This is a genomic window from Pseudomonas sp. W3I7 (genome assembly GCF_030816095.1).
Lineage (GTDB): Bacteria > Pseudomonadota > Gammaproteobacteria > Pseudomonadales > Pseudomonadaceae > Aquipseudomonas > Aquipseudomonas salomonii.
The window spans coordinates 4,112,013-4,131,395 of sequence record NZ_JAUSXP010000001.1 but is presented as its reverse complement, the minus strand read 5'-3'; the positions used below and the strand labels follow the sequence as shown (position 1 = coordinate 4,131,395).

General features: G+C 60.3%; 17 protein-coding genes and 1 pseudogene. 9 read left to right on the top strand and 9 right to left on the bottom strand.

The window, feature by feature from the left end:
* Window positions 1–28: 28 nt before the first annotated feature.
* From leuC to QF043_RS18960, 6 genes are all read left to right on the top strand, one after another.
* Complete coding sequence (gene leuC / locus QF043_RS18985) at window positions 29–1,447, top strand: 3-isopropylmalate dehydratase large subunit (RefSeq protein WP_307419780.1); 1,419 nt, start codon at window positions 29–31, stop codon at window positions 1,445–1,447.
* Window positions 1,444–2,058: a 3-isopropylmalate dehydratase small subunit gene (leuD, locus tag QF043_RS18980; protein WP_307419779.1), complete on the top strand. Its 615-nt coding sequence runs from the start codon at window positions 1,444–1,446 to the stop codon at window positions 2,056–2,058. Before leuC ends, leuD begins: the two co-directional genes overlap by 4 nt.
* A gap of 445 nt (window positions 2,059–2,503) precedes the next feature.
* Window positions 2,504–3,658: a KamA family radical SAM protein gene (locus QF043_RS18975; RefSeq protein WP_307419778.1), complete on the top strand. Its 1,155-nt coding sequence runs from the start codon at window positions 2,504–2,506 to the stop codon at window positions 3,656–3,658.
* Between the two features lie 29 nt (window positions 3,659–3,687).
* On the top strand, window positions 3,688–5,049 hold the full coding sequence (locus QF043_RS18970) for an acetyl-CoA carboxylase biotin carboxylase subunit family protein (protein WP_307419777.1): 1,362 nt from the start codon (window positions 3,688–3,690) through the stop codon (window positions 5,047–5,049).
* A 4-nt stretch (window positions 5,050–5,053) separates the two neighbouring features.
* A complete protein-coding gene (locus QF043_RS18965; protein WP_307419776.1) occupies window positions 5,054–5,791 on the top strand; it encodes a 2OG-Fe dioxygenase family protein in 738 nt (245 codons plus the stop codon).
* Window positions 5,788–7,020 carry an MFS transporter gene (locus QF043_RS18960; RefSeq protein ID WP_307419775.1) on the top strand — a complete coding sequence of 411 codons (1,233 nt, stop codon included), beginning with the start codon at window positions 5,788–5,790 and terminating at the stop codon, window positions 7,018–7,020. The genes QF043_RS18965 and QF043_RS18960 overlap by 4 nt, the downstream gene beginning before the upstream one ends.
* On the opposite strand, the gene QF043_RS18955 is transcribed toward QF043_RS18960, so the two are convergent.
* The 5 genes and pseudogenes from QF043_RS18955 to soxR form a co-directional block, all read right to left on the bottom strand.
* A complete protein-coding gene (locus QF043_RS18955) occupies window positions 7,001–7,915 on the bottom strand; it encodes a LysR substrate-binding domain-containing protein (protein ID WP_167365900.1) in 915 nt (304 codons plus the stop codon). The genes QF043_RS18960 and QF043_RS18955 overlap by 20 nt on opposite strands.
* 156 nt (window positions 7,916–8,071) lie before the next feature.
* Window positions 8,072–9,376, bottom strand: a pseudogene (locus tag QF043_RS18950) (dicarboxylate/amino acid:cation symporter).
* 95 nt (window positions 9,377–9,471) lie between these two features.
* Window positions 9,472–10,347, bottom strand: coding sequence for an alpha/beta fold hydrolase (locus QF043_RS18945; RefSeq protein ID WP_307419773.1), 876 nt, complete (start codon window positions 10,345–10,347; stop codon window positions 9,472–9,474).
* Window positions 10,348–11,573: 1,226 nt separating this feature from the next.
* Window positions 11,574–12,032 carry a VOC family protein gene (locus tag QF043_RS18940; protein WP_307419772.1) on the bottom strand — a complete coding sequence of 153 codons (459 nt, stop codon included), beginning with the start codon at window positions 12,030–12,032 and terminating at the stop codon, window positions 11,574–11,576.
* 167 nt (window positions 12,033–12,199) lie between these two features.
* Window positions 12,200–12,649: a redox-sensitive transcriptional activator SoxR gene (soxR, locus tag QF043_RS18935; RefSeq protein ID WP_307419771.1), complete on the bottom strand. Its 450-nt coding sequence runs from the start codon at window positions 12,647–12,649 to the stop codon at window positions 12,200–12,202.
* A 99-nt stretch (window positions 12,650–12,748) separates the two neighbouring features.
* Here soxR and QF043_RS18930 point away from each other — a divergent pair, with 99 nt between their 5' ends.
* Window positions 12,749–13,114: an antibiotic biosynthesis monooxygenase gene (locus QF043_RS18930; protein ID WP_056859702.1), complete on the top strand. Its 366-nt coding sequence runs from the start codon at window positions 12,749–12,751 to the stop codon at window positions 13,112–13,114.
* On the opposite strand, the gene QF043_RS18925 is transcribed toward QF043_RS18930, so the two are convergent.
* The 4 genes from QF043_RS18925 to msuE all read right to left on the bottom strand — a co-directional run bounded on the left by QF043_RS18925 (window position 13,103) and on the right by msuE (window position 17,288).
* The gene (locus QF043_RS18925; RefSeq protein ID WP_307419769.1) at window positions 13,103–14,206 is read right to left on the bottom strand and encodes a sigma-54-dependent Fis family transcriptional regulator; all 1,104 of its coding nucleotides are present in this window, start codon (window positions 14,204–14,206) and stop codon (window positions 13,103–13,105) included. The genes QF043_RS18930 and QF043_RS18925 overlap by 12 nt on opposite strands.
* Window positions 14,207–14,217: 11 nt before the next feature.
* A complete protein-coding gene (locus QF043_RS18920; protein WP_056859690.1) occupies window positions 14,218–15,405 on the bottom strand; it encodes an acyl-CoA dehydrogenase family protein in 1,188 nt (395 codons plus the stop codon).
* A gap of 164 nt (window positions 15,406–15,569) precedes the next feature.
* Window positions 15,570–16,715 carry an FMNH2-dependent alkanesulfonate monooxygenase gene (gene ssuD / locus QF043_RS18915; RefSeq protein WP_307419768.1) on the bottom strand — a complete coding sequence of 382 codons (1,146 nt, stop codon included), beginning with the start codon at window positions 16,713–16,715 and terminating at the stop codon, window positions 15,570–15,572.
* A 9-nt stretch (window positions 16,716–16,724) separates the two neighbouring features.
* Complete coding sequence (gene msuE / locus QF043_RS18910) at window positions 16,725–17,288, bottom strand: FMN reductase (RefSeq protein ID WP_307419767.1); 564 nt, start codon at window positions 17,286–17,288, stop codon at window positions 16,725–16,727.
* A 400-nt stretch (window positions 17,289–17,688) separates the two neighbouring features.
* On the opposite strand from msuE, the gene QF043_RS18905 reads away from it, so the two are divergent.
* Window positions 17,689–17,958, top strand: a complete 270-nt coding sequence (locus QF043_RS18905; protein WP_307419766.1) for a hypothetical protein — start codon at window positions 17,689–17,691, stop codon at window positions 17,956–17,958.
* Window positions 17,959–18,192: 234 nt separating this feature from the next.
* Complete coding sequence (locus QF043_RS18900) at window positions 18,193–19,353, top strand: cysteine desulfurase family protein (RefSeq protein ID WP_307419765.1); 1,161 nt, start codon at window positions 18,193–18,195, stop codon at window positions 19,351–19,353.
* Window positions 19,354–19,383 lie beyond the last annotated feature (30 nt).

Sequence of the window (19,383 nt, the reverse complement as noted above, 5' to 3'; positions counted from 1 at the left end):
AGCGCTTATAAAAGTGAGTCCACAAAAAATGACTGCCAGAACCCTCTACGACAAACACATCGACTCCCACACGGTGTGCGCCCTGGATGACCAGGGCCATGTGCTGCTTTATATAGACCGCCAGGTGATCAACGAATACACCAGCCCCCAGGCGTTCAGCGGATTGCGGGAGGCCAAGCGTGGCGTATGGCGCCCCGGCACCGCGCTGGCGGTAGTCGACCACGTAAACCCCACCACGCCCATGCGCATTGCCGCCATGCCCGACGCAGGCGGCGCGCGGCAAGTCTCGTACCTGGCAGAAAACTGCCAGGATTTTGGCATCGAGTTGCTGGATATCCTCGACAAACGCCAAGGCATCGAACACGTGATTGCCCCGGAGCAGGGCTTTATCCTGCCGGGCATGGTGATCGCCGCCGGCGACAGCCACACCACCACCTACGGTGCTCTTGGCGCCTTCGGCTTTGGCATCGGCACCTCGGAAATCGAGCACCTGCTGGCCTCGCAGACCCTGGTGTACAAACGCCTGAAAAGCATGCGTGTAACGGTTGAGGGCCACTTGGGCAATGGCCTTACCTCCAAGGACGTGATCATGGCGCTGATCGGCAAGATCGGCGCTTCCGGTGCCACCGGTTACGCCATCGAGTTTTGCGGCGCCACCATCGATGCGCTGAGCGTCGAAGCGCGCATGACCATTTGCAACATGGCGGTGGAAGCCGGCGCGCGTGGCGCTTTTATGGCACCCGACGAAAAAGTCTTCGCCTACCTCAAAGGCAAGCCGCGTGCGCCCAAGGGCGAGCTGTGGGAACAAGCCCTGGTGCAATGGCGCACGTTGCACACCGACGCCGATGCGGTGTTCGACCAGGAAGTGCAGCTGGACGCCAGCACTCTGGAACCCATGGTCACCTGGGGCACCAGCCCCGACCAGGCCGCGCCCATCGGCGCCCGCGTACCGGACCCGCAAGACGTCAGCGATCTGATCCTGCGCCAGGACATGCGCCGCGCCCTCAACTACATGGGCCTGGAAGCCGGCATGCCGCTCAATGAAATCGTGATCAGCCACGCGTTTATCGGCTCGTGCACCAACGCGCGCATCGAAGACCTGCGCGACGCCGCCAGTGTGGTGCGCGGCAAGCAAGTGGCCGAGCATGTGCGGGCAATGATTGTGCCGGGCTCCACCGAAGTGCGCGACCAGGCCGAAGCCGAAGGGCTGGCGGCGATTTTTATCGACGCCGGCTTCGAATGGCGCCAGTCGGGCTGCTCGATGTGCCTGGCGATGAACGATGACGTGCTGGCCCCCGGCGACCGCTGCGCGTCCAGCACCAACCGCAACTTCGAAGGTCGCCAGGGCGCTGGGGCGCGCACTCACTTGATGAGCCCGGCGATGGTCGCCGCTGCGGCCATCACCGGCCGCCTTACCGATATCCGTCACTTTGGAGACCGCCCATGAGCCTGCAACCGTTCACCCAGGTCACCGGCCAGGCCGCGCCGATGCTGGCGGCAAATATCGACACCGACGTGATCATGCCCAAGCAATTTCTTAAAGGCATCGACCGTGCCGGCCTCGACCGTGGGCTGTTCTTCGACCTGCGCTTTTTGCCCGATGGCGCGCCCAACCCCGAATTCGTGCTGAACCAGCCGGCCTGGCAGGGCGCGAGTTTTATGGTGGTGGGGCCCAACTTCGGCTGTGGCTCGAGCCGTGAACACGCGGTGTGGGGCTTGAAGCAGATGGGCATTCGCGCGCTGATCGGCAGCAGCTTTGCCGGGATTTTCTATGACAACTGCCAGCGTAACGGGGTGTTGTTGATTACCTTGGATGAGGCGACGTTGCACGCACTTGGGCAGACGGTCAGCCAGCCTGCGCACGCGCAGATCAGCGTGGACCTTGAGGCGCAGCAGATTCGCTTGGCCGATGGCCAAGTGATTCCGTTCCAGATCGATACTTTGCGCAAGACCGCGTTGTTACTCGGCCTGGATGCCATTGGCAGCACGTTGCAACGCAGTGAACAGATTAAAACCTTCGAGCGCCAGCATCTGGCGGCCAATCCGTGGTTGGGTTAATGAACCCAATGATTTTAACTACGTAGTCATATAAGTAGAGAACAACGCCCTCGCGTTACTGGAGGGCGTTTTTTTTGGACTATTTACTTTTCAAATAACGCGCGTTACACCGCGTAACCTCAGTGATTTCAACGGCGTAGTTAAGGTGCCAGGTTAAACCCTGAAAAAATACACGGGCAGGTTGTTGACACCTTGTAGGCCATCGGCTTAAGTGAGTGCTGACTTGGAAAGTCGCACATTATAAGAAAAGGAAGTTGAAGCCATGACCGATGAATTAGTTAGCCTTCATGCCTCTCTGGTGGCGGTGGTCAAGTTTATCACTTGATCGAGTGCTGCCGCCTGTCAATCAGTTGTCATTGTTGTGGTTACCCCTGTTTTTTCCACTGTGAAAAGACACGTAAGCCTATGCCTTAACATCCGTTCAGAACACAGAGAGTTCAAACTCATGTCGATTTTTGATCAAGCAATCCATCGTTCGGTACAGTGGCAGGATTGGCGTTGGCAGCAGAAGAATGCCATCCGCGACGAACCGGCACTGCGTGCCGCCTGCGGTGGCTGGAATGAGGAAACCAGCGCGCATATCGAGCACAACTTGCGAGACCGCAAGTTGCAGATAACGCCTTATTACATTGACCTGATCAAGCGCTCTCTCACCGAGGGCGAGGTGATGGACCATCCGTTGTGGCGCCAAGTGGTGCCCTACTGGAGCGAGCAGGTCGCTGGCGATTACGACGGCACCTCGGAGAACTGGGAACTCGGCCACGAGATGAAAACGCCGATCTGCCAGCACAAGTACGACAACCGCGTGATCCTGCGCATGACCAACACCTGCAACGCCTATTGCCAGTTCTGCTTCGAAGCGCTGCGCACCTTGCAAGTCGGCACCGAGAAGGCCAATGCCAGCGCCGACTCGTTCAAGGACTCGCTCGAGTACATCCGCAACAACCCGGCCATCGAAGAAGTGATTCTCAGCGGCGGTGACCCGTTGATGCTCGCCGACCGCAAGCTCGAAGAGAACCTCGCCGCCCTGCGTGGCATCCGCGATGACTTGCTGATTCGCCTGCACACACGGGCCTTGAGCTTTAACCCGTTTCGCGTGACCGATGAGTTACTGGCGATGTTGGAGAAGTACAAGGTTAATGCGTTTGGCGTGCATGTGTGCCACCCGCTGGAACTGAGTGAAGACTTTGCCGTGGCGGTTAAACGTATCCAAGGTGTGGTGCCGATTGTGTTCTCCAACATGCCGCTATTGCGTGGCGTGAACGACGATGAGGCCACCTTGCATAAACTGTTTATTGATCTGTATCGGTTGGGTGTAAAACCGTATTACTTGTATCACTTCATGCCGTTTTCACCCGGGGCTTCAGAATATAAAGCGTCCATCAGTCACGCCATCGCTATTATGGATCGCCTCAAGCGGCGCGTGTCCAATATCGCCATGCCGGAATATGTACTGCCCCATGCACAGGGCAAGTTTACCGTGCCGCTGCTGGACTTTGAAAAACCACAAGACTTGCCGCACTTTGAAGTGCGCGATGGGCAACGTCATTACCGTTTCCGTAATTGGGAAGGGCAGTGGTGCAGTTGGCAGGATGCCTGACGTTATTGACGCATGAGGCGGTATGAATAATGAAACAAGATGCCATTCTTTTTATTGATGTCGATGACAGTGCTTCCATTCGCTATAGCTACCGAGAGCCGCACTTTGTTGCGGCCCGGGCCAAAGGCCTGGTGTGTTTGACTGCGGGTCTGGTGGGGCGCAAGCACCTGCAACGGCTGCAGGACGACAGTGATGAAGTGTTCCTGCTCGATACACTCAGTGAACCGGCCATTCTCGACTTGGTGGGCGAACTGGATGGGCGCTATCAGATCCGCGCGATTTTCTGCCAGGCCGGCCATTCGTCTGCGCTGGGGCAAGTCGGTTGCATCGTAGCGCAGGCCAGTCAGCGCCTGGGCCTGGTGTACAGCTGCCCGCAAGCCATTGCGGCGTGTAACAACAAGTTCCTGATGCGTCGGGCGCTGAGCCAGCATGGCGTGCGCTCCGTGCCCTTCGCGCTGTGCAATGACGAACAACAACTGCAGCAAAGCGCCGAGCGCATGGGCTATCCGCTGATTGCCAAACCGCCGTTTGGTGGCGCCTCGGCGTTTATCAAGAAGTGCTTCAATTGGCCAGAGTTAAGCCGGCACTATGCGCAATTTCGCAGTGGCCACGCCAACGCTGCCTACGCCGATTTCTACGGTTGTGAGCATATCCTGGCTGACGAAGAAGGGCAGCAACGCCATTACATTCCAGGGCACAGCCTGTTGTTGGAGGGGTTTATCCAAGGCGTTGAAGGCAGCGTGGAGTGTGTCATCGTCGGCGGTCAGGTTCATGCGCTGTTGATCAACGAAAAACTGATGTTGACCGAGCGCAGTGGCACGGTGCTGGAGAACCTGCTGATTTCCCCGCCCACGTCTTTTACCGACACCCAGTGCGAGCAGATTCGTCAGTACGCGGGGGATTGTCTGCGTGCTGTGGGGCTGACCAACGCGCTGGTGCATTTCGAATTTCGTATGACGGAGGCGGGGCCGGTGGTGATTGAGATCAACCCGCGCGTCGGCGGGCTGTACGTCAATGCGGCGTTCCGTGACCTGGCCGGTATTGACCCGTACGACCTTTATCTGTCCCTGCTGTTGGGCGAGCCGGACCTGAATGCCCGGTTGCAAGCCTGTGCGCATAACATCGCGAATGCCTCCCAGCATTACTCGATGCTGGCGATCTACCCGGAGCACAGTGGTCAGTTCAAGGGCATTGAGGGGATGCAGTTCCTCGATGAGCACCCAGCGGTGCTGGAGTATTTCCAGCAGGAACCCGGCAACTGCATCGATGCAGATATCGAGGAGCACTATTTGCTCAAGTGCTGGGCCAAGGTCGACGATGCTGCCGACGCCCACGCCGTGCATGATGCAATCCGGCACAACCTGCGCGTGATCATCGACAGTAAGGTTTAGCGATATGGACATCCCACAGATTGGCGCGCACTTGCGCGAGCACCACTATTGTCACCGTCGGGACTTTGGCCAGTTGCTCAAGGTTGAGCCTGGCGAAGAGCAAAGCTTTCGCGCCTACTGGGCGAACCTGGTGCGCGACGAGGCGTTCAAGGAATACACACATCGCGAACGGCGGATCCTGCGCTATCGTTTATCCCCGTCGCGGCAGTTGCAGATCGACCGCACGACCGCGTTCAAGTCACCGGTCACCTATGCGGTCAACTATCGCCAGGGCGTGAACCACTTGAGCTACAGCGAGGAGGGCTTTATCGAGCACCCACTGATGCAGAAATTGCTCACCACCGACCTGGCGGTGATCGAACCGCACCTGGGTCCGCATGCCTACACCATTGATATCCACCAGTTCCGCGTGCGTGCAGAGGGGCCATCGGCCAGCCCGACCACCTCGGGGATTCACCAGGACGGCCTGGATTGGGTGTTCATGCATTTCATTGGCCAGAGCAATACCGTGCCGGTGGTGTCCGAGGTGTTTACGGCTGAGGCGGAGCACAGCCGCGTGCTGAACCTGGCGATGGAGCAGTTTCTGGAAACCATTGTGATTAACGACCGTGGGCTCTATCACCGCGCCGGCGCTGTCCGTCCGCAGGCCGATTCGGCACCGGCCTGGCGTGACGTGCTGCTGGTCAGCCTGCGCGGCGTGGCTGCTGATGTACGGCGGGAAGACGAGGTACAACCTGCATGAGCGACGTTCAGCCATTGAGCCTGTCGACCCGCAACGCCCGCTTGATCATCTTTGCGCGGGGCGTGTCGGACTTCGGCGCATTTCTCAACATGGTGGCGCTCTCGACCTACGTTTACTGGCTCAGCCAAAGCGTGGTGTTTGTCAGTGTGTTCCTGGCGTGTCGGGTCACGGGCGGGATTGTTGCCAGCCTGTTCGGCATCCCGTTTTTCCGGCGTTTTGCGGGGCGCAGTACCCTGGCTGGGCTGGACCTGGCCCGGGCGCTGTTACTGGTGCCGCTGCTGGTGTTGATACCGGCGCATCAACTTAACGTGCTGCCTTTTATCGCGTTCGGCATCGGCCTGTGCAACTCGCTGTTTGCCATTGGCCTCAATAGCCAGTTGCCGACCTGGGTGGCGCTCGAGCAGCGGGTGAGCACCAACGCCTGGATCACCTCGGCGGCGGCTACCGGTGCGGTATTTGGCAGCTTGCTCTCCGGCTTGCTGATCGCCACGGGCGGATTCGAGGCGGTGTTTGCCGTCAACATCGGCACTTACGTGGCCGCGGCCTGCCTGATCCTGCCGTTGCGCGCCTTGTATTCAGTCGCCGTGGCCGCGCATCGCGGGCTTGCCGCCGAATGGCATGAGCTGACCAAAGGCCTGCGCGGTGCGCCGGTGTTGGCGGCGATGTTGTTGATCAGCATGCTCGACACCCTCGGCAGTGCTGCACATAACGTCGGCTGGCCGGTGTTGTCGCAATACATTTCGCCGGACACCGCCAAAACGGTCATGGGCTACCTGCTGGCGGTGTGGGCCTGCGGCAAGTTCATCGGCGCGCGCGTGGCCAGTGCGCTACTCAAGAGCCGTGGCACCCAAGGCATGGAGCGCTGGTTCATGGCGGGTGTGGCGCTGATGTCCAGCGGCTTTATCCTGACCTTCCAGCAAACCGAACTGTGGCTGGCGCTGTTGCTGGTGGTGTGGGCCGGGCTGGGCGATGGTATCTCCGAAGTGGCGCTGGTTTCCCGCGCACAAAGTGAACCCGATAGCTTGCGCCTGCCGCTGTTCAGCCTGTTGACGCTGATCCAGATGGCCGGCTTTGGCGTGGGCATGCTGGTGGTGGGGCCGTTCTACCTGACGTGGACGCCGGCCCAGGTGATCGTGCTGTTCCACGGGCTGCCATTGACGGCCTTGGTGATCATGACGGTATGGCTGGGTGTCAACGCCACGCGGGGCGTCAGATCGACAACCCCTTGAAGTGCTCCTGTAAAAATTCCACGCAGGCGCGCAATTTGCCGGAGTAGGCCAAACGTGTCGGGTACACCGCCCACACGTTGGCGCTTTGGGTGTAGGTGTGCAGCACCTGCACCAGCCTGCCCTGTTCCAGCAGCGGTTTTACGTCCCACATCGAGCGCAGTAACACACCGCGCCCGTCCAAAGCCCACTGCAACACGATCTCGCCGTTGTTCGATGACAGCGGCCCGCGTACACGCACGCTTTCGGGCGCGCCGTCACGCTCCAGGTTCCAGATACCGAAGGCGTTGTCGCGCTCCTTGAGCACCAGGCAGTCATGCTGCTCCAGGTCGCTCAACTGTTGCGGCGTGCCTTTGCGTTGCAGGTACGCCGGTGCTGCGCACAGCACCCGGCGATTGCTCACCAGCCGCCTGCCGATGTGCTGACCGGGGATGTCATCGCCGACGCGAATCTCCAGGTCGAACCCTTCGCTGACGATATCCACCACGCGGTCGAACAGGTCCAGGCGGATTTCCAGGTCCGGGTACTGCTCGGCCAGCAGCGACAGGGCCGGCGCCACATGATTGCGGCCGAAGCCGAAGCTGCTGCACAGGTGCAAATGCCCGCGCGGGCTGTCGTGGGCATCGCTGAGTTCATCGGACAGTTGCTGGAAATCTTCGAGGATGCGCACAGCCCAGCGTTGCACGCGCTCGCCGTCTTCGGTCAGGGCGATGCGGCGGCTGGTGCGGTGCAGCAGGCGCGTGGCCAGGGTGGTTTCGAGGATCTGAATGCGCTTGCTCACATACGCAGGCGACAGCCCCAGTTCATCAGCGGCGGCAGCGAAGCCGGCCTTGCGGATCACGGTGAGGAACACCCGCAGGTCTTCGGGTAGGGGCACGGTATCTTTCTTATGAGTCATCAGAAACAGACGTGGTGGCGTGAGCCGCCAGAATAGCACCGGTGTGGCGAGGGAGCTTGTTGCCGCTGGACCTGGTGGGTGTGCCCAGGATTCTGGGGCTGCTGCGCAGCCCAGCGGGAGCAAGCTCCCTCGCCACAAGGTGATTGTCTTTAAAGCTTACTCGGCGGCGATCTTCGCCTGCGCGGCAGCCCGCGCATGGCGGCCATGCTTGAGGGCGATAGGGGCCATTTTTTCGCGATCCAGCTCACCCTCCCAGGCGGCTACCACCAATGCCGCGACGGCATTGCCGATGATATTGGTCAGCGAGCGGCACTCGGCCATAAAGCGGTCGACACCCAGGATCAGCACCATCGCCGCCACCGGCACGGTGGGCACCACCGCCAGGCTTGCGGCCAGCGCCACAAAACCTGCACCCACCACCGCACCGGCGCCCTTGGAGGTGAGCATGGCCACCGCCAGCAAGGTCAATTGTTGCTCCAGCGGCAGGTGGATATTGGTGGCTTGCGCCAGGAACAACACCGCCAAGGTCATGTAGATGTTGGTGCCGTCGAGGTTGAAGGTGTAGCCGGTCGGCACCACGATGCCCACCACGCCTTTGGACGCACCCAGGCTTTCGAGTTTCTGGATCAGTTGCGGCAGCGCCTACTCCGACGAGCTGGTGCCCAGCACAATCAACAGCTCCGACTTGATATAGCCCATCAACTTGAAAATGCTGAAGCCGGCGTAGCGCGCGATGCTGCCCAGCACCACGGCGACAAAGAAAAACGCGGTGAGGTAGAACGTACCCACCAGCTTCAGCAACGGCAGCAACGAGCCCACGCCGTATTTGCCGATGGTGAAGGCAATCGCCCCAAACGCGCCGATGGGCGCCACGCGGCTGATGATGCCGACGATGCGAAAGAACACTTCGCTGGCCTGGTTGATCACGCCCACCAATGGCCGGCCTTTGTCCCCGACCATCACCAGGCCGACGCCGAACAGTACCGAGACAAACAGTACCGGCAGGATTTCACCCTTGGAGAAGGCATCAAAAAACGTGGTGGGGATCACGTGCAGCAGGAACTCGGTGATGCCTTCACCCTGTTCGGCTTGGCCGACAAAACCGGCGATGGCCGAGCTGTCGAGGGTCTTCACATCAATGTTGAAACCTACGCCCGGTTGCAGCAGGTGCGCGGCGAGGAGTCCGATCAGCAGGGCGATGGTGGAGACGATCTCGAAGTACAGCAGCGCCTTGCCGCCGACTCGGCCCACCTGTTTCACATCGTGCATGCTGGTGATGCCGGAGACCACGGTGCAGAAGATGATCGGGCCGATGATCATTTTGATCAGCTTGATAAACCCGTCCCCCAGCGGCTTGAGGTCGATGCCGATTTGCGGTCGGACATGGCCGATCAACACACCCAGCGCGATGGCGATGAGCACCTGGACATACAGGGTTCCCAGCAGTTTTCGGATTGTCATTGTTATTATCTCGGGATGTTTTTGGGCAAAGCGAACCCGTCGCAGGCTATGGGCAGCCTGCGAGGCGGGTGTTTCGGATCAGGGTGTCAGTGCATTCAGCGCAGGAAGGCCAGGACTTCGCCAAGCAACAACTCAGGGGCTTCTTCGGCAATGTAATGCCCGGCCGGCAGCGCCTTGCCACGCACGTCTGTGGCGACTTTCTGCCATTCCTTGAGCGGCTCGAAGCAGCGGCCGACCGTACCTTCGGCGCCCCACATCACCAGCAACGGCAGGTTCAGGTGATTGCCGGCGTCGATGTCGGCCTGGTCGTGCTCAAGATCGATGCCGGCGGCAGCGCGGTAGTCCTCGCAGATACCGCGCGCGGTGCCGGGCAGTTGCAGGCAGCGCAGGTATTCGGCGAAGGCTTCATCGGTGAACGGCTTGAGCCCGGCGCTGCGGCTGCCCATAACGCTGCGCAGGTACAACTCGGGGTTGCTCTCGATCAGGGCTTCGGGCAACGGCGCCGGGCGGATCAGGAAGAACCAGTGCCAGTAGGCGCGGGCGAAGGTTTCGTCGGTCTGGGCGTACATCGACAAGGTGGGGGCGATGTCCAGCAGCACCATGCGCTGCACGGCGGCGCGGTGGTCCAGGGCCAGGCGATGGGCGACGCGGGCGCCACGGTCGTGGGCCAGTACCGAGAAACTGTCGAAGCCCAGGGCTTGCATCAGCTCGACGTTGTCGCGGGCCATTTCGCGTTTGGAATAATGGGTGTGCTGGTCGCTGGCCGGTGGCTTGCCGCTGTCGCCATAACCGCGCAGGTCGGCGGCGACCACGGTGAAGTGTTCGGCCAACTGTTCGGCGACTTTGTGCCAGATGACGTGGGTTTGCGGGTGCCCGTGCAACAGGAGCAGACCGGGACCTGTACCGCCTTTGCGGTAGCTGATGTCCACGCCGTTGACGTGGCACTGGTCTTTTTGGAATCCGGCGAACATGGAGTGACTCCTCTTTGTAAGTGCTTGCATCGTGGAATCACGCGGGGTTTGGGGCAAGGGGGAAAGCGTGGAGGGGGTGTTCATGAAGTGTGTTGCGGGGGGGGGGGGGGCTGTGGTGGTTTTTCGGTGTACATATCCGTTATTTGGGTAACGGCGGCCTATGGTTCCGCTCTTACAGCGGGTCACTTTTGGCAAACGCCCCAAAAGTAACCAAAAGGTCTGTGCCCCACCACTCGGCACCTCGCTCTGGCTCGGTGTGCCCTCACTCCGGCTTGAATCCGTGGGCCGCCGCGATGGGCCATCCTTGGCCCAGCGCGGCTAACCCGGCGTCCTGCCGGGTTACCCACGAATTCAAGCCTGCGTTCGGCCATCGTGGTTGACGGGGCGCCTCAGATCAAAATCAAGATCAAGATCTACAGCACGGCGGCCTGAAAGCCGACCTGAGTGGTTGAAGCAAAAGCCAGATCAAGTGCAAAGCAAAAGCCTCTCTACCTGATGCAACGCGGTCCAAATGTGGGAGCGGGCTTGCTCGCGAATACGGTGTGTCAGAGGCAGATAAATTGACTGACCCACCGCATTCGCGAGCAAGCCCGCTCCCACAGTTGACCGCATGCAGCTTTGAAAATGTGGTCGGCTGCGGATTTGCATGCACTGAGGAGCTGCTTCTCTGTGGGAGCTGGCTTGCCTGCGATGCAGACACCTCGGTGTGTCAGGTACACCCAGGTGATGCCATCGCAGCGGTGCGACGATTCGACAAGCCAGCTCCCACCTTTGACCGAGTATGGCTCTGCTGTTGCTGTTGCTGTTGCTGTTGCTCTGGCCCTTACATCCTTTTCGATGACGAAGTCAGCGGTCTTTTGATCTGCGCTTGTGATCTTGATCTTGATCTTGATCTGAAATCGCCCCGTCAAACACGATGGCCGGAATTCGACACTGATTTGGGGGGTAAACCGGCAGGGATGCCGGTTTAGCCGCCCCGCGCCATGGATGGCGCGTGGCGGCGGCCCCCCAAATCAGTGTCGGATTGCGGGCATGCCGAGCCACAGCGAGGCACCGAGTGTTGGGGCGAAGACCTTTTGCTTACTTTTGGGTCTTTCCAAAAGTGAGCCGCTGTAAGAGCGGAACCATAAGCCGCCGTTACCGCAGCAACGGATATGTACACCACCAAAAGACCGCTATCGCAGGCAAGCCAGCTCCCACATTGGATGTACAGGGTTATTGAAACTTCAGCCTTGCTTGAACATCGCCATGGCCCGCTCGCGAATCTGCGCTTCAGTCAGATCCTCCTTGCGCGTAGCCAAAAACCACAGGTGACCGAAGGGGTCCTTCACGCTCGCCGAACGGTCGCCGTAAAATTGATCTTTTGGCTCAGACACCGAAAGGGCGCCTGCATCAATGGCCTGTTGGTACTGCGCATCCACATCGCTCACATACAGGTGCAAACCGACGCTGGTGTGTTCACCGGGATTACGCAGGGCCATGTCGGCACACGGCGAGCCGAGCATAATCGCCGAGTCACCGATGCGCAGCTCGGCGTGGCCGACCTTGCCGTCGGGCATGTCCAGGCGCATGACCTGCTTGGCACCGAAGGCTTTCTGGTAAAACTCAATGGCCTCAGCAGCGTTATCGATGCCCATATACGGCGTGACACTGTGATAACCCTCGGGGATTGGCTTAACGCTCATATCGTTCTCCTTAGGTGGTGGTTGTGGAAGGTTCGGTCTTTTCACTATAGGCCACGCCCGGCGTGGCCTGCAGGTAACCGACGAGGTGTTGGCAAGTCGGTTTGACTGACAGACCGGGGTGTCTGCATCGCAGGCAAGCCAGCTCCCACATTGATCGCATTGCCAACTCAGGCGGGTGTGGTGGGCTCCAGTAACTGGGCGCCCGGGCCATGCTCACCTAACTGATCATCCTGATTACGCAAGGGACACGCCTCCAGCGATAAACACCCGCAACCAATACAACCACTGAGTTTGTCGCGCAGCAGCATCAGTTTGTTGATGCGCTGATCCAGATCCTCACGCCACAGGGCCGACAAGCGTTCCCAGTCCTGTGCAGTGGGCGTGCGCCCGTTCGGCAAGGTCTGCAACGCCTCGCCAATCGTTGCCAGTGGAATCCCCAAGCGTTGTGCGATCTTGATCACCACCACGCGCCGCAACACATCCCGTGGATAGCGCCGCTGGTTGCCTGCGTTGCGGTTGCTCTTGATCAACCCCTTGGACTCATAAAAGTGCAGCGCCGTAACCGCTACGCCGCTACGTGCGGCGAGTTGGCCGACGGTGAGTTCCTTGGTAAGCATAAAAACTCCAGATAAGCGCTTGACCTTGACTTAACTAGAGGTTTTACCCTGCGTGGCATCGAATCGCAAGATTCTGCCTATAGAGAGAGGGGAGTGTTCATGCAGGTATCAGAGAAAAATCGCAGCTTCACTCAGTTGATCGAGTTTCAGATCGAGCCTCAGCAGCAATTTGCCCTGGTGGCGGCCTTGTCCACCCAGAGCGAACGCCTGGCCCAGGGCCATGGCGGCTTTATCAATGCCAGTGTGCAAGTCAGCGACGACGGGCGGCGAGTGCTCAATTACCTGCAATGGCGCTCGCGTGAGGACGGCGAGGCGGCGTTCAAGTGTTTTGAGCACGGCGAGGAAGACTTCTGGACGCTGATTCGCGCCCACCAGGCCACGGCGGTGACCTTCGGTTCGTTCCAGGTGCTGCGCAGTTTCGAGCGCAGCCATGACAACGCGTTGCACTGCCGCCTAAATGGATAAGTGCAGCATGCGTTCGCCCTGCACGTTTTCGCCGGGGCGGCGTTTGTTCACCGCCAACTCGCCGATCTTGATCAGGCGTGTGCGCGTGACGTTGCGGCTCAGGCCCAGCAGGTTGGCGGTGTGCACCTGGTTGTAATGGCTGAAACGGTAGGCGGCGCGTAACAGCGCGTCTTCGACCTTTTCATGCAGGGCGCCGGCCTGTTCTTCGAAGAGCTTTTGAAAGGCGCGGGCCAGCAAGGCGTCGGCGCTGTTGTCGGTGCCGTGCTGGCTGTCGTCCTGGCGCTCGATGCGCATGTTCGACAGGCGCAGATCATCGCGCTCGATCAGGCCATTACGGCAGATCAGCAACGTGTGGTGAATCACGTTTTCCAGCTCGCGGATATTGCCTGGCCAGCTGTAGCTTTTGAGCTTGTGCTCGGCCTCGCGGCTGATGGTGATGGGGCCGTAACCCAGGCGCTGGCTATAGGCTTCGATAAAATGCCGGGTCAGCGGCAGGATATCGCCGGGGCGCTCGCGCAGTGGGCTGAGTTCGAGGCTGACCACATCCAGGCGGTAGTAGAGGTCTTCGCGAAAGTGCCCCGCGTTGATGGCTTTTTCCAGCTGCACGTTGGTGGCCGCCAGTACGCGCACATCAATCGCAATGCTCTTGCGCGAACCCAGGCGCACCACTTCACGTTCCTGTAGTACGCGCAACAATTTGACCTGGATCGCCATCGGCAAATCGCCGATCTCATCGAGGAACAGGGTGCCGCCGTCGGCCTCTTCGAACCAGCCGGCCTTGGCGCTGAGGGCGCCGGTAAACGCACCTTTTTCATGCCCGAACAATTCGGCTTCCACCAGGGATTCGGAAAACGCGCCGCAGTTCACCGCCACAAAGGGCCGGTTGCGCCGCGCACTGAGGTTATGAATATGGCGCGCCACCAGCTCTTTGCCGGTGCCGGTCTCGCCGATGATCAGCACGCTGGCTTCGCTCGGTGCTACTTGCTGGATATGGTCGAGCAACGCCTGGGATTTGGGGTCTTCGAAGACCTGGGCCGTGGCGCGAATCGAGGTCGCGAGGGCGGGCGAGGGCGGTAAGGTTAACAGCTGCATGGGCACCTCTCTCAGGAGTAGAACGTCGGGATCGGCAGAGACTGGTTCAACGCCCAGTCCCCCAGTTCGTGGAGTTTGTAATCCACCGGGTCGTGCAGGGTTTGCGTGCGCAAGTTGCGCCAATGGCGGTCCAGGCGCAGCGAGGCATGGGTCGAGCGCGCGCCGGTGACTTCAAACAGGCGGCTGCACAGGTCCAGGCCCTGGCGGGTGGCGGCGACTTTGGCGGTGGCGATGGCAATGGCCAGTTCGCCGCGTTGCTGTTCGCTCAAGCTGGCACCTTTGGCCCAGGCCTGGTCGAGCAATTCGCCGGCGCGTTCGACCAACAGGCGCACACCTTGCAGGGCCACCCAGAATTCGCCGTAGTGGTGCAGCACGTAAGGGTCCTGGCGCACGTCGCCAGCCGAAGATTTGTGCCACGCACGGGTTTCGGTGAGGGTGTAGTTGCGCGCTTCTTCAAAGGCGCCTTCGGCAATCCCGAGAAACATATACGTGAACGTCAACTGCGCGATCAGCGGGCGCAGGCAGGCGAAGGGCGTGCTCAACGGGCCGGGATCGAGCAGCAATTCCGACTCTTCGACGCGCACCCGTTCAAAGCTGGCGCTGCCGCTGTCGGTTTGGCGCTGGCCGATGTTGTTCCAGTCGTTGTGCAAGGTAATGCCGCTGCGCCCGCTGGGAATCGCGGCGATCAGCAGCTTGCCGCCGGCGCTTTCATCCACGGCCGAGGCGATGAGCATTTCCGAATCGCTGGCGCCGGAGCAAAAGCTTTTCTTGCCGGAAAATTCGCGCCAGCCGCCGAAATCCTTGACCAGCGTGCGCGTGTCCAGCGGGTTGAGGGCATTGCCCCAGAACCAGTTTTTGCGTGCGGTCTGTTCGAACCACGGCTGCCATTGGTCCGGGCGCGCAAACAGGCGCACGGTGGCAAGCATCAAGTGGTGAAAGCCGAAGACATGGGCGATGGAGCTGTCGACCTTGGCGAACTCGCGCACGATGCCCAGGGTTTCACTCCAGCGCGCGCCGAGGCCGCCGTATTGCGTGGGGATACTCAAGGCCAGCAGGCCGCTTTGGCGCAGCGCGTCCCGTTCGGCCTTGGGCGTGCCGCCGCGCTCATCGCGTTCAACGGCGGTGAGGGCGAACTCGGCGGCCAGCAGTTTGGCGGTCTGCAACGGTGAAGGCAGGACGCTGTGGGGTTTGGCTGTCACACGGGGTTCCTCAATGTCGGTCTGGCAATCACGTTCAAATGTGGGAGCTGGCTTGCCTGCGATAGCATCACTGTGGTGCAACTGAAGCACCGCGTCGTCTGCATCGCGGGCAAGCCCGGCTCCCACAGGAGAACAGTGTCCACATAGGGTGGATCTCAGCGCTCTCAGGCCTTGTCTTTTGTCGGCAACACATCATTGGCAATCATTTCCCCAAACGGCCCTGTGAGGTTGGTGATGCCGCGCCCGGCGAGGCTGGCGTAAGGTTCCGGCAACAGCGGGAACACCAGCTCGGCAAAGCGATAGGCTTCTTCCAGGTGCGGGTAGCCGGAGAAGATGAAGCTCTCGATGCCAAGGTCGGCGTATTCCTTGATCCGCTCGGCCACTTGCTGCGGGTTGCCCACCAACGCGGTGCCGGCACCGCCGCGTACCAGGCCGACGCCGGCCCACAGGTTGGGGGCGATTTGCAGGTTGTCGCGGCGCCCATCATGCAACGCCGCCATGCGCCGCTGGCCTTCGGAATCAAAGCGCGAGAAGGATTTTTGCGCGGCGGCGATGGTTTCATCGCTGATGTGCTCGATCAGTTTGTCGGCGGCTTTCCAGGCGTCTTCTTCGGTTTCGCGCACGATTACATGCAGGCGAATGCCGAACTTGGCGGTGCGCCCATGGCGGGCTGCGCGTTCACGCACGTCGGCAAGTTTTTGCGCAACGGCGGCGGGCGGCTCGCCCCAGGTCAGGTACACGTCGACCTGCTCGGCGGCCAGGTCGTGGGCAGCATCCGACGAACCGCCGAAGTACAGCGGCGGATACGGCTTCTGCACCGGTGGGTAAAGCGCTTTGGCGTTCTGCACACGCAGGTGCTTGCCTTCAAAGTCCACCGACTCGCCCTGCAACACACGGCGCCAGATCTGCAGGAATTCGTCGGAGACTTCGTAGCGTTCACTGTGGTCGAGGAAACTGCCGTCGCCACGGTTTTCATCGGGGTCGCCACCGGTGACCACGTTGATCAGCAATCGGCCGTTGGACAGGCGGTCCAGAGTCGCGGCCATGCGCGCCGACACCGTGGGCGAAATAATCCCCGGGCGAATCGCTACCAGGTATCGCAGGCGTTCGGTCAGTGGCACCAGTGCCGAGGCGATTACCCAGGAATCTTCACACGAGCGCCCGGTAGGAATCAGCACGCCGAAATAACCGAGGTTGTCAGCCGCTTGCGCCACCTGCTTCAGATAATTGAGGGTGACCGGGCGCGCACCTTGGGTGGTGCCGAGGAAATGGCCGTCGCCATGTGTGGGCAGAAACCAGAAAACATCCATGACAAATCCTTAAGCGATTTTCAGCAGAGAAGGGGAGTGCGCGGCAAACAACGGCGCTGCGCGTTCTGCGGCCAGTTGAATGCGGGCTTTTAATAACTCGCTGGTTATTTGGTAGTCGGTGAAGTCGGCTTCGGTGGCGTACACGCCGATCGGCAGGGTCAAGGCCTGGAAGAAGCTGAACAGCGGGCGCAATTGGTGATCGAGCACCAGCGCATGGCGCTCGCTGCCGCCGGTGGCCGCGAGCAACACCGGAGTGTCGATCAAGGCGTTGAGGCCAACCAGGTCAAACAGGTGCTTGAGCAGGCCAGGATAAGAACCGCGATACACCGGCGCGGCGACGATCAGCAGGTCGGCCTGTTCGATGGCCAACAGTTGCGTTTCGACCTCGGCCGGCAGCTCATCACGTGAGAGTGCGCCACCCAAGGGCCGGGCAATGTCACCCAACTCGATCAGGGTGGCCTGGATCGGCAGCAACGTCGCCAGTTCGGCCAGCACGGCTTGAGTCAACACCAAGGTGCGCGACGGGCGCCAGGTTCCGCCGGAGAGGGCAACGACATTCAGAGGACGGGACATAAACAGTTCCTTTTTCAACAGGGGTGGGTAGCAGGTGAGATGGAACGTGTTGAGCAAGAGCTGTACCAATGGCTGCGAGCCTTGATTGACGAGGGCTGCAGACGTCCTGTTGAAAAAAGAAGCTGTTGCCTGTTTGCGGTTTTGTTGAATGGCTGTTGCCTGGGCAACAGTTGCGTGGCGAACAGTGATGATTGCGCGCAGAGCCATTTATAGAAGGTTATGGTTATTCCGTAAACGAACGTATTTCCATATTTATAGATCGTAAATGAATATGCGCGGCCCGCTATCAAGCATGCCGGAACGGTTGATAGCGACTATCACGGCGGATGATTTTTCACTGCGCAAGGGCGGGAGTAGCCTGTGTTCATTGACTACAAACCTCCTTCGCAGGGCCTTCACCATGAACCACTTCCTGGCTGTTTCCTTAATAGTTGTCAGCGCTGTCCTTGCCGGATGTGCGTCCCATCCCTCGCCTGAATCGCGTCCTTACACCGCCGAAGAAACCAGGCAGTTGGCCCTTGAGGCCTTGAGTCGTCGCGGCCTGTCGTTTGATGAATATCAACAGCAACGCGCCGCGTTGACCGGCCAGCCACACAAGCCGTTCGGTTTCGACCACCAGGGCGAAATGAACGCCGAGCGCAGCGTAGTGATGCACGGTCGCCCCAGTTGAGCCGGTGCCAGGCGGCAAAAAGCCCGAGGATTCCCTTAAGGAACCTCGGGCTTTTTGTTTGCCATTGGGATACTTCAGCCTGTTAAGCTGAATTTCAGGAGCGTTCCTACGCACATTTACATAAAGTGGTCCTTCTTTTATGGCATCCGACTGGTTAAACCTGACGACCTCTGTCCCGGTCGATGCCCCCCCTGGGCGCTGTCCAGGGGAATACGCTCTGCGAGTCTTAACGTCATGAATAAACGTCCGTTGTATTTCGACTACGCCGCCACCACGCCGGTGGATGAGCGGGTCATTCAAGTGATGGTCGAGTGTCTGGGCTTCAATGCCAACTTCGGCAACCCTGCGTCCAGTTCCCATGCGTTCGGCCAGGCGGCCCGGCACACGGTCGAGCAGGCGCGGCGCCAAGTGGCCGAGCTGGTCGGTGCCCAGCCTGAGCAAATTGTCTGGACCTCCGGTGCCACCGAATCCAACAACCTGGCCATCAAAGGCGTGGCCCAGGCGCGAGGTGTGGCAGGTGGACATATCATCACCAGCCAGATCGAACACAAGGCCACATTGGATACGGCGCGGCAGTTGCAGGAAGCCGGCGTGGCCGTCACTTACCTGGTGCCGGACGCTGAAGGCTTGATCAGCGCCGAGGCCGTCAGTGAAGCCCTGCGCGAAGACACCTTCCTGGTGTCGCTGATGCTGGTGAACAACGAGTTGGGCACCCTCAATGACATTCCTGCCATTGGGGCACGCGTACGTGAGCACGGCGCGCTGCTGCATGTGGATGCGGCGCAGGGCGCGGGCAAGGTCGCGATCGACCTGGCGGAATGGCCGGTGGACCTGATGTCGTTTTCGGCGCACAAGCTGTACGGCCCCAAGGGCATTGGCGCGCTGTATGTCGGCCCGCGTGCGCAGCAGAAGGTGCTGGCGCAGATTCACGGCGGCGGCCACGAAGGCGGATTGCGCTCGGGTACCCTGGCGACCCATCAGATTGCCGGGATGGGCACTGCATTTGCCCTGGCGGCGCAGTCCTTTGCTGAAGAAAAAGCCGCTATCGTCGCGTTGCGTCAGCGCCTGCTCGATCAGTTGGAAACGATTGCCGGCGTGCGCCTCAATGGCAGCGCCACCCAGCGCATTCCCCATACACTGAGCCTCACGTTCACAGAGGGCGAATTCAATTCCGCCGCACTGAGCGCAGGTATCGCGTTTTCGGCCACCTCGGCGTGCAATTCGGCGAGTAATGCGCCGTCCCACGTGCTTCTGGCTTTGGGCCATGACGCACGCAGCGCCGGTAGGACCATTCGCTTGAGCCTGGGCCGGTTTACCACCGAGCAGGATATCGACGCCGCCGTGCAGTTGATCAAAGCCGCGTTGGCCAGTGCGCCAGCGTTCTGGGCGGTGTGATTTTCAGTCACAACACATAACAATTATGAG